This window comes from Streptomyces sp. P3 (assembly GCF_003032475.1).
GTDB lineage: Bacteria > Actinomycetota > Actinomycetes > Streptomycetales > Streptomycetaceae > Streptomyces.
Genome location: NZ_CP028369.1, coordinates 6,369,805 through 6,383,526, shown reverse-complemented (window position 1 = coordinate 6,383,526; position 13,722 = coordinate 6,369,805). Strand labels below are relative to the sequence as shown.

At 68.3% G+C, this 13,722-nt stretch carries 11 protein-coding genes and 1 pseudogene; 3 read left to right on the top strand and 9 right to left on the bottom strand.

Translation table 11 applies throughout. The features are described from left to right. Nucleotides 1-168: 168 nt before the first annotated feature. The 4 genes from C6376_RS28265 to C6376_RS28250 form a co-directional block, all read right to left on the bottom strand. A complete protein-coding gene (locus tag C6376_RS28265) occupies nucleotides 169-483 on the bottom strand; it encodes an SCO5918 family protein (protein ID WP_107446009.1) in 315 nt (104 codons plus the stop codon). A gap of 506 nt (nucleotides 484-989) precedes the next feature. Beyond that, nucleotides 990-1,193 carry a cold-shock protein gene (locus tag C6376_RS28260; protein ID WP_107446008.1) on the bottom strand — a complete coding sequence of 68 codons (204 nt, stop codon included), beginning with the start codon at nucleotides 1,191-1,193 and terminating at the stop codon, nucleotides 990-992. A 951-nt stretch (nucleotides 1,194-2,144) separates the two neighbouring features. Further along, the gene (locus tag C6376_RS28255) at nucleotides 2,145-3,308 is read right to left on the bottom strand and encodes a glycosyltransferase family 4 protein (RefSeq protein WP_107446007.1); all 1,164 of its coding nucleotides are present in this window, start codon (nucleotides 3,306-3,308) and stop codon (nucleotides 2,145-2,147) included. A 15-nt stretch (nucleotides 3,309-3,323) separates the two neighbouring features. After that, entirely contained in the window at nucleotides 3,324-4,112 is a 789-nt protein-coding gene (locus tag C6376_RS28250; RefSeq protein ID WP_107446006.1) for an FkbM family methyltransferase, read from the bottom strand. 889 nt (nucleotides 4,113-5,001) lie between these two features. Between C6376_RS28250 and C6376_RS28240 the strand changes: the two genes are divergently transcribed. Further along, nucleotides 5,002-6,102, top strand: coding sequence for a protein kinase family protein (locus tag C6376_RS28240; RefSeq protein WP_254076089.1), 1,101 nt, complete (start codon nucleotides 5,002-5,004; stop codon nucleotides 6,100-6,102). On the opposite strand, the gene C6376_RS28235 is transcribed toward C6376_RS28240, so the two are convergent. Then, nucleotides 6,070-6,279 (bottom strand): hypothetical protein, encoded by a 210-nt coding sequence (locus C6376_RS28235; protein WP_107446005.1) that lies wholly within the window; start codon nucleotides 6,277-6,279, stop codon nucleotides 6,070-6,072. The two genes, C6376_RS28240 and C6376_RS28235, sit on opposite strands and share 33 nt — an antisense overlap. 515 nt (nucleotides 6,280-6,794) lie before the next feature. Here C6376_RS28235 and C6376_RS45525 point away from each other — a divergent pair. Beyond that, nucleotides 6,795-7,192 (top strand): annotated as a pseudogene (locus tag C6376_RS45525) (transposase); the annotation flags it as partial. A gap of 141 nt (nucleotides 7,193-7,333) precedes the next feature. Here C6376_RS45525 and C6376_RS28220 read toward each other — a convergent pair. The 4 genes from C6376_RS28220 to C6376_RS28205 all read right to left on the bottom strand — a co-directional run bounded on the left by C6376_RS28220 (nucleotide 7,334) and on the right by C6376_RS28205 (nucleotide 11,781). Next, nucleotides 7,334-8,236 (bottom strand): universal stress protein, encoded by a 903-nt coding sequence (locus C6376_RS28220; protein ID WP_107446002.1) that lies wholly within the window; start codon nucleotides 8,234-8,236, stop codon nucleotides 7,334-7,336. A gap of 234 nt (nucleotides 8,237-8,470) precedes the next feature. After that, on the bottom strand, nucleotides 8,471-10,033 hold the full coding sequence (locus tag C6376_RS28215; RefSeq protein WP_107446001.1) for a long-chain fatty acid--CoA ligase: 1,563 nt from the start codon (nucleotides 10,031-10,033) through the stop codon (nucleotides 8,471-8,473). Between the two features lie 49 nt (nucleotides 10,034-10,082). Continuing rightward, nucleotides 10,083-10,940, bottom strand: coding sequence for an SDR family NAD(P)-dependent oxidoreductase (locus C6376_RS28210; RefSeq protein ID WP_107446000.1), 858 nt, complete (start codon nucleotides 10,938-10,940; stop codon nucleotides 10,083-10,085). After that, nucleotides 10,933-11,781 (bottom strand): alpha/beta fold hydrolase, encoded by an 849-nt coding sequence (locus tag C6376_RS28205; RefSeq protein WP_107445999.1) that lies wholly within the window; start codon nucleotides 11,779-11,781, stop codon nucleotides 10,933-10,935. The genes C6376_RS28210 and C6376_RS28205 overlap by 8 nt, the downstream gene beginning before the upstream one ends. A 314-nt stretch (nucleotides 11,782-12,095) precedes the next feature. On the opposite strand from C6376_RS28205, the gene C6376_RS28200 reads away from it, so the two are divergent. Beyond that, nucleotides 12,096-13,709 (top strand): IS1182 family transposase, encoded by a 1,614-nt coding sequence (locus C6376_RS28200; protein ID WP_254076088.1) that lies wholly within the window; start codon nucleotides 12,096-12,098, stop codon nucleotides 13,707-13,709. Nucleotides 13,710-13,722: the final 13 nt, after the last annotated feature.

Below are 13,722 nucleotides of genomic sequence, written 5' to 3'. Positions count from 1 at the left end.
GGAGCGGAGCCGACGAGGCCCGCCGGCGTGCTCGGTCCGGCCCCTGCGCAGGGAACCCTCGGGGCGCGGTGAGGGTCCGGCCGAAGTGTTCCGACCGGGACCCTCACCGCGGTTCGCGCCCGCTGCTCACGCCCCCGTTCGCGCCCGCGACTCGTGCCTGCATACCGCTCAGGCGCCGGCAGGGGCGCCGCCGAGCAGCGCGGAAGCCTCCTGGAACGGATCGAGAGCCCTGGCGGACGGGGCGGCCCGGGGGACGTCGCGGCAGGTGAAGCCGAGCTGGGTCATGGCCCGCACGACTTCGTCGGCAGTGAAATCGCGGCGGTCCTGGCGCGTGACCACCTGCCCGACCTGCTTGACGGGGTAGGTGCGGCGCCCGACGATCACGGACGTGCCGAGGACTTCCTCGGGCTTCACGCCCTTCATCGATTCCAGGACGCCGCTCCTGGTGAGGTCGAACGGAAAGCGGGCGATGACACAGCGCATGATGCCTCACAGGAAGTAGGGCGACGAGGGGTGCTGGGGTCTGGACGATTCAGCGGGCGAGGAGCGCGAGGGGTCCACGGCGTCGGCCGAGGGCCTGTGCACGGCGAGGGTGTTCGGCGAGCGGGACTGCGTCTGGTCCGGTGTCAAGGGGGTGCCTCCTGCCGGAGCGCGTGAAACCGCGGATCACGAGCGACACGTATCAATGAATTACCTCATCAGAAGAACAGCGCGGGGTATCACGATAACGGGCCGGAATGGAAATGCGGAATCGGATCTGAAGCGAATCTGCGGCGAATCTGAATTGCAGTGGATCCGGTACGGGTGCAGGTGACGAAACGCGTGACGTCATGCGGTCATGAAATCCCGGACGCCGACCGGCGGCGCTCCGAGGGGGTGCGCGTCGTCGAGGGATCGCTGCGGGTGGTCTGCCGTCGCCGTGGGAATGCCCGCAGCTGGGGCCCGCACCCCGAGGAATGCGGGCCCCAGCTGCGAAGTGCGCGCCGACGTCAGGCAGGAACGATGTTCTCGGCCGTCGGGCCTTTCTGACCGGGCGCGATGTCGAAGATGACCTTCTGGCCTTCGAGCAGCTCGCGGAAGCCCTGGGCCGTGATGTTCGAGAAGTGGGCGAAGACGTCGGGGCCGCCGCCGTCCTGCTCGATGAAGCCGAATCCCTTGGCCGCGTCGAACCACTTCACGATGCCTGACGCCACGTCATGTCTCCTCTGGGGCAGTACGCCGGGATCCGTGCCGCACGGGTACCGGGTCGCCGCGATGATGCCCCGTCCGGGCGAAGACCGGCAGTACATAAAAGCTTCCGCCAGCCATGAAATACCGGTGCCGGAGCTTGAATTTTTTGGGAACCACGACTGTAACTGAGATCGACAGTAGCATGCGGCAGCGGCCCGCGTGCCGAGGATATTTCCCCTCTGCCGGGTGCGTTGAAAACGCTCCCGGCGTGGCGTGGTAAATCTTCACGCCGGGGTCACAGATATTGTCCGGCCCGGATCGCGGTGTTTCGTGGACGGGCGATCGCTTTTCAGGCCGCGGGGGCGCAATGTTCCCGCGACGGCTGTCCTGCACGGAGGCTCGGGTGCCTCGGGTGCTTCGGCCCGTCGCGGCCGCAGAGTCCTTGCGCTCGCCGCGGCAGACCGCGGCGTGACGGCCCCGGCCGTGCGGTCCGGGCGACGACCAACCGGACAACCGGCGCTCTGCTCTGCAGGTGACGGGGCGCTGTCCGGCGGCGCGGGCCGGGCAGGTGTCTGAACGGGAGCGTCGCGGTCGGCGTTGCTCGGCACGCGCACACGGCGTCGAGCCCCTGTGATGACCGCGGTCGCCGTCAGGGGCGCTGCGGTGGCCCCGCGCCGGCGGGCGCGTCCGTGGTGGACGCACCGCAGCCCGGTGGTGTGGGACGTCACCGGCGCCATCAGGTCGCCGAGCGGCGCGCAGGCACGGCGGTCCTCACCGTGTCCGCGGTGCATCGACACCGCAATGCGGGGCATGAGCCCCTCGCACGAGCCCTCCCGGGGGACCGTGCAGGCGGTGAGCCAATTGCTGTGTCGCGGCGCCGTTCACCGTGGGACCGCGCCGACCAGCAGCACCGCGGGCGCCCCGGCTGCGTGCGGGCTGCTGTTGCTGTGCCGGGTCGCTCCTCCTTGCCTGTCCTATTCCTGGCCGCGCGCCGTCACCGCAGCGCGCTCGGGGGTCAGAAGGTCGGCCAGATGCCGGGCGGACGCGTCCCAGGACCAGGATTCCCGGACCCACCGGCGGCCCGCCTCGCCCATCCCGGCGGCCCGGTCGGCGTCGAGCAGTATCCGGGTCAGCGCGCCCGCCACCGCCGCCGGGTCGGTGCCGTCCACGACGTGGCCGGTCCTGCCGTCGAGCACGGTGTCCGGAGCGCCGCCGGAGTCGCCGACGACGACCGGCAGACCGCTCGCCGACGCCTCCAGGAACACGATGCCGAGCCCCTCCGCTTCCAGACCGGCCCTGCGGGTGCGGCACGGCATCGCGAAGACGTCCGCGGCGGCGTAGTAACGCGGCGTCTCGGAGTGCGTCTTGCCGCCCGCGAAGACTACCGAGCCGTCGTCGGCGCGGCGCCGGGCCAGCCTGCGCAGCCGCGCTTCGTCGGGGCCCCGGCCGACCAGCAGCAGCACCGCGTCCGGGACCTCACGCCGGATCAGGGGCAGGGCGCGGATCAGCATGTCCTGGCCCTTGCGCGGGACCATCCTGGCCACGCACACGATCACCCGCTTGCCCTGCAGCCCGAGTTCGGCGCGCAACCCTGCGCCGTCGCCGCTGTCGGCGTCGGGCCGGTAGACGTCGGCGTCGACGCCGGGCACGAGGCGGCTCATCCGCGCGCGCGGGCCGAGGGCGGGCGCGATCCGGTCGCGGGTGTACTGACCGAGGTAGGTGACCACGTCCACGCCGTCGCCTATCCGCCGCATCATCCGGCGGGCTCCGGGAATCCTGGCCCACCAGATCTCATGACCGTGAGTGGTCGCCACCATGCGCCGTATGCCGCTGCGGCGCAGGGCCGGTGCCATCAGGGCGAGCGGTGCCGCCGCTCCGAACCAGACCCGGTCACAGCCATGGGCCCTGGCTAACTCGACGGCTTTCCTGGTGACCCGCCGGGTCGGCAGGAGCATGCCGGTGGAGTCCCGCACGACCGGAAACGGAAGCGTCGCGTCATAGTCGGTGCCGCCCGGCTCGTGCGAGGTGTAGACGACGACACCGTCATGCGGCATACGCGTGACCATGGCGTGCACGAATGTCTCGATCCCGCCCTGCCGGGGCGGGAAGTCGTTGGTGATGACGAGGGTGGACCCCATGGGTGTGTCAGTCCTTCAGCAGGTGTGGACAGGGCGTGCCGTGAAGAGATAGTTGCGGCAGTCGACCGTGACCTCGGCCACGGGCTCCCACCTGCGGTCGCGCCAGCGGTACATGCCGTAGCCCAGGGCGGTCAGGCGGCGCACGAGAGCGGCAGGCTCCATGCCGTACTTCGCGAGGTGGCGGTCCTCGATCTCCAGCAGGAGGACGGGCCGGTGGCGCAGCAGCGTGGTCCGGGCGCCGGACAGCACGGCCGCCTCCGCCCCTTCCACATCGGCCTTGATGAAGTCGACGCGGTCGAGACCCATGCCGCGGCACAGACCGTCCACCGTCCGCACCGAAGTGGTCACCGGACGGGACCGGGCGAACTCCGCGTTGGGGCCCGGCCCCGACGCGCCCTCGGTGAGGTACGCGCGCCCATGGACGGGCAGCAGTCTGCGCCGGGGCAGACTCATCGTGCCCCGCCGCCGCGCCCGCTCACCGAGGGCGGCACGGTGCACGGTGACGTTGCCGCAGCCCAGAACCGCTGCCGCGGTACGCAGCCAGCGCGCGGGGCCGTGCAGCGGCTCCACGCTGTACACAGCGCCGGAAGGACCGGCCAGCGCGGACAGGGTCCAGGTGTAGAGGCCGTACTCGGCGCCGATGTCGAGGCATACCGCGCCCGGCCGCACCCACGGCCTCAGCCCCGCCACCTCCTCCTCGACGAAGCTGTACCGCGACGCCGCCCAGCGCAGCGCGAGCGCCACCGACGTCACCCTCACCCCCGCGTAGCGGGAACCGGTCCGGCGCACCGACGTGCCCGTCATCCCCCGACCCTTCAACTGCGAGGCGAAACACCCCGCACCTCACCGACAATGTGATCATCCGACCGGGAGGGTAACACCGGGGAACATCGCCTCCAGGAGGGCGAGGTCTGTATTCGGAAATGCGGAATTACTCTCTCCGCTACGGTGCGGAAGCGACGCGCGGTGCATTCCGCCCAAAGGACGCGCCGGCCTCGGATCACCGCGCGGCGCCGGACGTCACGGGCCCCGTCCGGCCCTTTCACCCGGCCCGGCCGCCGTCCACGGTCCCCAAGGTCCCGAACGACCGGATGGTCGGCCAAGGGACCGGACGCTGCCGTTATGCACTCCGCGCTGGTGATCGGGCACAGGGCTCATGGGAGCCTCCGTCGCGCTGGCACTGCGCGCGCACGGCGTGCCGGTGCACTTACGCGATGCCGACCCGGCCGCGGCACGGATGCCCGCCGCTCGGGGCCGGAACGCAGCACCTCATGGCTCGTCGCGTCAGCGGCGGACGGTGGACTCGGCCACGTTGTTGCCGCCCGTCATGTCGGCCAGGCGCTGGTCGTGCCGCAGTACGGCCGGGACGATCACCGCTCCGCTCCCCTGGCGGCAGGATCCGCCACCTGGAACGGATCACCTTCAGAGGGTGCCCCAGCGCACCGGCGAGGTGGTTCACGGTGCGCGTGGACAGCGGTGGACCGCACTGGTAGGTAAGTGCGCAGGAGTTCTCAGTGTGCCCTTTGGTTTCCGTCACACGCCCTCAACTGCATGGGAAAGGCTGCCAGTTGCGCCCGCCACATCGCACCGGCTCCGACGCGGGAGGGTGCCCTTCGGCTCCCGCCCCGGTATCTGCTGATGCCGTTGGACAAGAGGTGAGGCACGGTTGGAGGCGTGAGTGAAGGACCCTGATATGTCCCGCGGTGCCCGTCTGGCCGCCCACGAGGCCGTTTCCACATCGCTGGCGCTGCGCAGTGAGCGCAGTCTGCGCGAGTTCGTGGACGCCGGCGCACCGCTGGGGTCGGGCATCGGCGGGAAGACGGTCCTGCTGGAGGTCGAGGGAACCCCGGTCTTCGTCAAACAAGTACGGCTGACTGATCTGGAGCGACGGCCGGAGCATGTTCACTCCACCGCGAACCTGTTCGGACTTCCGGTCTTCTGCCACTACGGCATCGGCACGATCGGCGGCCCGGGGTTCGGGGCCTGGCGGGAACTGGCCGTACACACCATGACGACGAACTGGGTGGTTGCGGGAGACCACGAGGGCTTCCCTCTGATGTACCACTGGCGGGTGATCCCGGACTCTGGCCAGCCGCTGCCCGAGGAACTGGCCGATGTGGATCGAGCTGTCGCCTACTGGGGAGGCGGATCAGCCGTACGCCGGCGGATCGAGGCTCTCCGGCATTCCACGGCAAGCCTCGTACTGTTCCTGGAGTACATCCCGCAAAACCTGCACGACTGGCTGGGTGTACAGATCGAGGCCGGCGGCGAGCCGGCCGAGCGGGCCTGCGCCATGGTCGACGACGAGCTGAAAGCCAGCATCTCGTTCATGAACGCCCGCGGGCTTCTGCACTTCGACGCCCACTTCGAGAACATCCTCACCGACGGCCGACAGCTCTTCTTCACCGACTACGGACTCGCGATCTCCGCACACTTCGACCTCACACGGGACGAGGCCGACTTCTTCGAACAGCACCGCACCTACGACCAGTACTACGCCGTCACCCACCTGGTGAACTGGCTGGCCGTCGCTCTCTACGGATACACACCGGAAGAACGCAGAAAGTTTGTGAATGCGTGCGCCCAGCGGGTGGCCCCACAGGACGTTCCCGCGTCGGTCGCGGCGCTCCTTGTCCGTTACGCGCCGGTCGCCGCGGTGATGGGCAATTTCTACCGCGAGTTTCAGCAGGGGAGCCGAGCAGTTCCCCATCCGCTGGCAACGATCTCGGACGGGGCGAAGCACGTGATCAGCGGCAGCCGCTCACAGGCGGGGGGTAAACCGGCCGTCGGGTAGCTTCAGCAGCCAGCCACGGTCGACGAGTCCGACGAGCTTCCCGCGCAGTGGTTCCAGCTTGGCCCGCACGTTGACGTCCACTCCCGGCATCCCACCGACCTGCCGGGCCATGACGGGTCCAGCTGCCTGCCGTACGGCGGCGGGTATTCGCTGGTAGTCCGGTGGAAGCAGCAACATTTGCACCCCGAGCTTGCTTCTTATCTCCCGGCTTCGAACCGTGTGTCGATCTGGGTCGCTCATCCGGGGATTCGCCGGACGCGGGGGCGGCCTTCGTCTGATCACTCGCGCATGGGCCCGCACCCGGGGACGAGGCCAAACCGGACACCCTGGCGCGGATCGCCGAGGCCGTACCCCCGCACTGCGGAGAACTCATCGGCACCCTCGCACGTCAATACGCAGCCACCTGGCTCGAATTCGCCGAGGAAATCGACCAACGCGACCGCGCCGTCCCCCACAAAGCAGCCGTATAGCAACCCATCCCCACCACCCCACCACGAACACCCGGCCCCCACCGCGCCCGGCCAACCCACCAACCACAACGACCAGGAGCCTCCCGCACCCCGCACCCCGCACCCCCACGCCCCACGCCCGGGAACGAAGCCACGAGGGTCCCCGCCAACCGCCGACACATAGAGCGTGGCTCTCTCATGGGTTGATCGGATGTATCTGTCCGGTTAGTGATCACTGATGTGATGTGGGACCGGATCGAGCCATTGATGCCGGCCGATCCGGCCCGTGGGCGGAGGTGGGCCGATCATCGCCGCGCCCTTGAGGCCATCGCGTGAAAGTACCGCACCTGCTCGCCGTGGCTCGATCCGGCAGAGGAGCTCGGGCCCTTTCCGACCGAACACAAACGGCTGATCAGATGGGAGGTGGACGCCACATGGGAACGGGTCCTCACGGCTGTCCTTGCCGAGGCTGATGCCGGTGACGACGTGAGCCGGACAGTCTCAGTGGACTCAACCGTCTGCCGGGCGCACCGGCATTCAGCGGAGCAAGAAGAAACAGCAACCGGCCGGTCCGAGCGCGAGGATCACACACTCGGGCACTTCCGCGGTGGTTGAGAACGAAGGTCCGTTTGGCCAGTGACAGCCGAGCGCGGCGAGGCTCTCCTTCGAACCGCCCAGGCAGCCGGCCACCACTGGCCTCGTCAGGGCCGTCAGCCCCTTCTTCCGCCCGCGCTGTCGCGGGTTCTTCGGCAACGGACCCGCGCACGTTCAGGGGGCTCTCCCTAGAAGTGGGGTACCACGGCGACGGGGCAGCCGACGTGGTGGATCGCGGCATGGGTGACGGCTCCGGTGCGGGGGCCGACGGGATGTTCGGCGAGGCGGTGTCCCACGACGAGGAGGCTCGCTCCGGTGGCGGCCCTGACCAGCGCCGTGGAAGGCTTCTCGTCCACGACCGTCTCGAGGACCTCGACGTCGGGGTACTTGTCGCGCCACACCTGGAGCACAGCCCTGAGGAAACCCAACCATTCCTCGCCCTGCCAGGTGTCCTTCACCAGACCGATGTCACCCGGTCCGAGGCCGATGGGGGTGACCGTGTGCCAGGCGTGCACGGCCCGCAGGCGGGCGTTCCGGAGCCGGGCGGCTTCGAAGGCGAACTCGATGACCTCGTCGCATGCCTCGCCAAGGTCGACGGCGAGCACGACGTCCCGATAGCCGGTGTCCGTCGCGGCACTTCCGTCACCTGCCGGTACGTGTTCGTCCGCCGCCTCCTCGTCCGCCCGGACGAGAACGACGGGGCACGTCGACTTCGCGACCACGCCGAGCGCCACCGAACCCACGAGAAACCCGGTGAACCCGCTCCGCCCGCGTGAGCCCAGAACCATCAGATCGGCCTGGTCCGCCGCCTTCAGCAGGGCGGTGACGGCCGGGCCTTCCCTCTGCTCTTCGGCCAGACGGACGTCAGGGCACTCGGCGCGGACATGCTCTACCGCCTGCCGCAAGAAACGCCGGGCCAGATGCCGCTGGGCGGCACTGGCGATCTCGCGCTCCTCTCGGCGGGAGTGCCAGTCCCAGGCGTGCACCAGGTGAAGCGGTCCGTGCCGTCGCTCGGCCTCGCGAGCCGCCCATGCGGCTGCGGCCAGACTTTCGGCTGATCCGTCGACTCCGGCGACAACGGGTCGAAGCATCTCGGCACCTCCAACGCTCGGTCTGTCATCGGATACCAGCGTCACTCCGCGGCCTGCGCGGAGGCAGAGGCTGCCTGGCCCCCTCCGGGGGCCGTACGGCCCCTCTCCGTGAGGCCCGCCGTCAGCTCGGAAGCACGAAGTGACGCTTCTCGCCCGGTCGCATGCAGACCGCTCGGTGTGGATCAGCGGCGGTGGGGGCAAGCGTATGTGCGTGGGCTGTTGCTGGACGGGCCCTTAGGACAGTTCGCGCTTGAGAATCTTCCCGGTGGCAGTCATGGGCAGGGCGTCGACGAACTCGACGATGCGCGGGTATTTGTAGCCTGCGAACTGCTCTTTCCCCCAGGCTGTCAGCTCGGCCTCAGTCGTACTGTCGCCGGCCCTCTTGACGACGACGGCCTTGATCTCTTCCCCGTGACTCAGGTGTGGAACTCCGATCACAGCGACCAAGGAGACCGCGGGGTGCTCCATGAGCACCTCCTCGAGCTCACGCGGGTAGACGTTGAACCCCCCGCGAATGATCATGTCCTTGGACCGGTCGACGACGAAGTAGAAGCCGTCCATGTCCTTGCGAGCCAGATCTCCGGTGCGGAACCATCCTTGGTTGATGGACTCCGAGGTGGCCTCGGGGCGCTTGTAATAGCCCTTCATGATGTTGTAGCCCTTGATCGCGATCTCCCCGACCGCGCCGGGGTCGTCCTCCACATCCGACCAGTCATCTTTGATGAGCTTCATATGGACCCCGGTGATGGGCCGGCCGATCGATCCGACACGGGGCTCCTCGCCGTACTTGGCGAATGACGCGATGGCCACCGTCTCCGAGAGCCCGTAGCCCTCGAGGATCGTCACACCGAAATGTTTTTTGAACTCTTGGTGGATCTTCGCGGGAAGCGCGGAACCACCGGACACGGCGATGCGCAGGTTGGCGGCCAGTCGGACAACGTCAACGCTGTCGTCGAGTGCCTCGAGCAGGCCCCAGTACATGGTCGGTACGCCGCCGAAGAACGTCACGTCATGGCCGAGCATGAGCTCCAGCGCCTCTCGGGCGTTGAACCTCGCTTGCAGGACGAGTGTGCCGCCGAACCCGATGGCGCCGTTCTGGATGACCATCTGGCCGAAGGCATGGAAGAGTGGAAGCACGCACAGGTAGACGTCGGGTTTCGCGGGGTCCGACTCGAAGAGCTGGACACCGGCTCGGGCGATGTCGTACACGTTCCGGTGTCTGAGTTCCGCGCCCTTGGGCTGCCCGGTGGTACCGGACGTGTAGAGGATGACCGCGGTGTCGTCGTCGGCACGCTCGACCGTCTCGAACGTCTCTGGCTGCCCGGCGACAGCGGCGGCAAAGATCTGGTCCGGCGTGACGCCATCCACAGATGCGCCGCTGCCGATGAGGAAGAAGTGCGCGGCCCGATCGGCGGCCTCAAAGGCCGACCATGCCTCGCGCCCGATCGGGAGATCCGGACTACCTTCGAAGGCGAAGTACGCCGCCGCGTCCGAGTCGTTGAGGTGGTAGGCAATCTCTCGCGCCTTGAGGAGCACGTTCAACGGCACGACGACCGCGCCGGCCTTGAGGATCCCGAAGTAGATCGTCGTGAACTGCGGGATGTTCGCGCAGGACAGGGCAACCTTCTCGCCAGGGCGAACGCCGCGCTCGATCAGCAGGTTCGCCACCCGGTTCGACGCCGCGTCGAGTTCCGCGTAAGAGATCCGATCGCCACCGAAGACGATGGCCGTGCGCGCCGGGTGTACCGACGCGGTGTGGGTCAGCAGTCCGGACACATTCCGGGTCGAACTCGTCATCAATGGCTCCTGGTCTGTGCGTAGTCGGGGCACCGCGTTGTTCCTGACATCAGGTGGTCAGGAAGTTTTCGCCTTCACGCGTGTCGAGGAGTCCGAGAATGCTCTGGACCGCGTTGTCCTGCGCCAGGCCTGAGTCCATACCGGGCGCGATGATGCCGCGGGCCCTGGAGACCACGGTCCATCTGCGCGGACGAAACACCCGCGCATCCCGGCGACACAGGCCCTCGACGATGGCTTTTGCCGCTTGCTGGGGGCTGATGCGCTTACGCAGGAACCTCGGCTGGGTGCCGAGCAGCGCCTGGGCTACTGGATCCTCGTCGAGGCCCTGCCGGGTCATGTCCGTGTTGATCACCGCGAAGTACGCGGTCGTGACGCTGACGCCGTGAGCGGCGAGCTCGACCCGCAGTCCACGGCCGAGTTGCTCGACAGCTGCCTTGCTCATCGCGTACGGGATTGCGCCGGCCCCATTGACGAAGGCGAACACCGACGAGATCAGTACAAGCCGACCACGGTTCTCGATGAGGCCCGGAAGGGTGGCACGGACCGTGTTGAGCGCACCACCGACGTTCACGTCGAAGAGTCGGTCGACCGCCGAAGTCGATGACGCCCGGAGGGTCACGCCCCGCCCGAGTACACCTGCGTTCGCGATCACGATGTCCAGGCGGCCGGCGTCCCTGATGACGGTCTCGACCGCTCGGCTCATGTCGCCGAGGTCGGTCACGTCGCCGACCAGGTAGGTGACCCGCTCATCGATCGCCTCGCCCGCAGCCGGGCGTTGCAGATCGATCACGAAGACCCGGGCGCCAGCGGCGGTCAGGGACCGCGCGGCGGCCGCACCCAGGCCCCGGCCGCCGCCGGTGACGAGGGCGACCTTTCCGGCGATCGACTGGTCGGACCTGTCAGTCATCGAGGAACTCCAGAACTTGGGGGACGAACTCCCGGTGGTGCTGGAAGACGCCGCCGTGCCCGGAGTTCGGGTAGATCTTCAGGCAGGCATTCGGGATCCGGCGGGCCATGTCGGCTGAGTTGCTGCTCGCGACCATGAGGTCGTGATCACCGTTGGCGACGAAGACCGGTTGGGTGATGACCGAGAGGTCGTCGGGTGCGTGCAGTCCGGCAGCGCGGATGGCCTTCAGCTGCGCGCGTCGAGCCTGCAGGGAGATTTTTTTGTCGCGATTGTGGGTGCGTTCCTTGAGCCGGGTGAGGTAGTCCTTTGCGGCTCGTTTGCCCTCGGCGTTGCGGGGGAAGAACAGGAACGTCCTGGCGTCTTTCAGGGTGAGCGCGGACTTGACGTACGCCCTGAGCGCGACCTTGTTGATCTCCTTGATGCCGCCGCCTCCGCGGGGACCGGTCCCGGCCAGGATGATCCGGCGCACGAGTTCGGGTGCCTGCAGGGCCACCATCTGTGCGACTCCGCCGCCGAGCGAGAACCCGAGGAGGTCGACCTTCTCGAGTCCCATCGCGCGGATGAAGGCGACGGCGTCGCGGCCCATCTCCTCGACGTCGGGCGGCACGGATCCTCCGGACGCGCCGACCCCGCGGTTGTCGAACGTGATCACTCGGTGGCGGGCGGCGATGCCGTCGATGATCCTTGGGTCCCAGTCATCAAGGACGGCCATCAAGTGGTGCAGGAACACCACCGGAACGCCTTCGGTCGGGCCGAGTTCGCGGTAGGCGAACGGCACCCCGCCGACGTCGATCGTGCGGGTGGGTACGTCGATCCACTTCATGCTCTTTGTCGTCTTCATCTGGCCTCACCGGATACGACCGAGGACCGCGGCTCCATGCAGTTGCCTTACGGTCATTTAACTTACGGTTGTAATACATACAGGGAGAATGAAGTGGTGGCAAGTGCTCTGCGTCACTGAGCTTGACTCTGTCGGGGATCTTGGAGTTTCGCAGTGCGGCAGCATGATCAATGGGCATGCTCGGGTCGCTCCGATGACCGATGCAGCTGTCGAGGTGCCCGTTGTCCCTCCGTCCCCGTTCCGGCGAGCAAGTCCCGCCTCTGACTGGGCAGATCGCGCGGGCGAGCAACCCGGGCGGTACGACGGCGATATGGGTGCGTGACCGGCTCGATGGGCTGTGGTGCGACGAGGACTTCGTCGACTGGTATCCGCGTGACGGGCGTCCGGCTCTTTCGCCCGCCCAGCTGGCCACCGTCTGTGTGCTGCGGTTCCTGCTCGGTCTGTCGGACCGGCAGGCCGCCGAGGCGGTCCGCTGCCGCATCGACTTCAAGTACGCCATGGCCATGGAGCTGGATGATCCAGGCTTCCATCACAGCGTGCCGGCCGGTTTCCGCGACCGTCTCGCCGAAGACGACCGTGCCGACTGGCTCCTCGACCTGGCGCTCGCCCGCCTCAAGGAGGCCGGCCTGGTGCGCGAACGCACCACGCAGCGCACCGACTCCACCCATGTCCTGGCCGCGGTGCGGGATCTGACCCGCCTGGAGCTGATCACCGAGGCGGTCCGCGCCTCACTGGAAGAAGCCGCCGGCGTCTCTCCTCACCTGCTGGACGATCTAGTCGATGAGGAATGGGGACGCCGCTACGGCCGCCCGGTCCGCCTGGGCAAGAACCCCACCAAGCCCAAGACCAGGATCCTTGCCACCGGAAACGACGCCGTCCGGCTCCTGGAGCACCTCTACCGTCACGGAGCGGACCGCGCGTTGGGCCCGCGTGTCCAGGCCCTGCGCCAGATCATGGTGCAGAACTACCACCGTGACGCCGCAGGACACCTGCGCTGGCGCACCGCCGAGGCAGAAGGCGGACCCGGGCTGCCGCCCTCGTCCCGGGCGATCGTCTCTCCCTACGACACCTCGGCCCGCTACGCACGGCACCCACACATCATCAGCTGGAAGGGGTTCTCCGCCCACCTGACCGAAACCTGTGCTCCCGACGGCCCCAACGTGATCACGGACGTGGCCACCACCGCTGCCACCACCCACGACAGCCAGGTCCTGCCCGGCATCCACACACGGCTGCGGCGCTGCGGCTTACTGCCCGCCGAGCACCTGGTCGATGCCGGCTACACCTCCCTGCCCCACCTGGAAGAAGCCGCACGTGAACACCAAGTCACCGTCTCCGGGCCACTCCGCAGCAACCCCACCCGCCAACACCGCCGAGGCGAGGGCTTCGCCCGGGACGACTTCCACATCGACTACGACAAGCAGCAGGTCACCTGCCCCCAGGGCCAGATCAGCGCGGGTTGGCACGGCCCCTACCCGACCTCCTCACCCACCGCAGCCCCACTGATCGTGGCCAGGTTCACCAAGAGCCAGTGCCACCCCTGCCCGGCCCGCGCCCAGTGCACCGCCTCCCGCGAAGGCACCCGCACCGTGGGATTTCCCCCACGAGAACTCCGCGACCTGCAACTCCGCGTCCGCACCGAGCAGCAGACACCCGAGTGGAAGACCCGCTACGCAGTCCGCTCCGGGGTGGAGGGCACGGTCAACGAGTTCGCCCACGGACACGGCATGCGCCACTGCCGCTACCGAGGACAGGGAAAGGCCCACATCCAGCACGTCCTGACCGCCATAGCCATCAACATCGAGCGCCTCAGTGGACTGACGCCGACTGAGGAAACCCTCACGCCCCGCCGGCCGACTGCCTTCCAGAACTACCTCGACCGGCGCGAGATACCTCGGCCGAAGTCCTGGCGAACCCTCGGCACCTGACCTCGGCAACTCC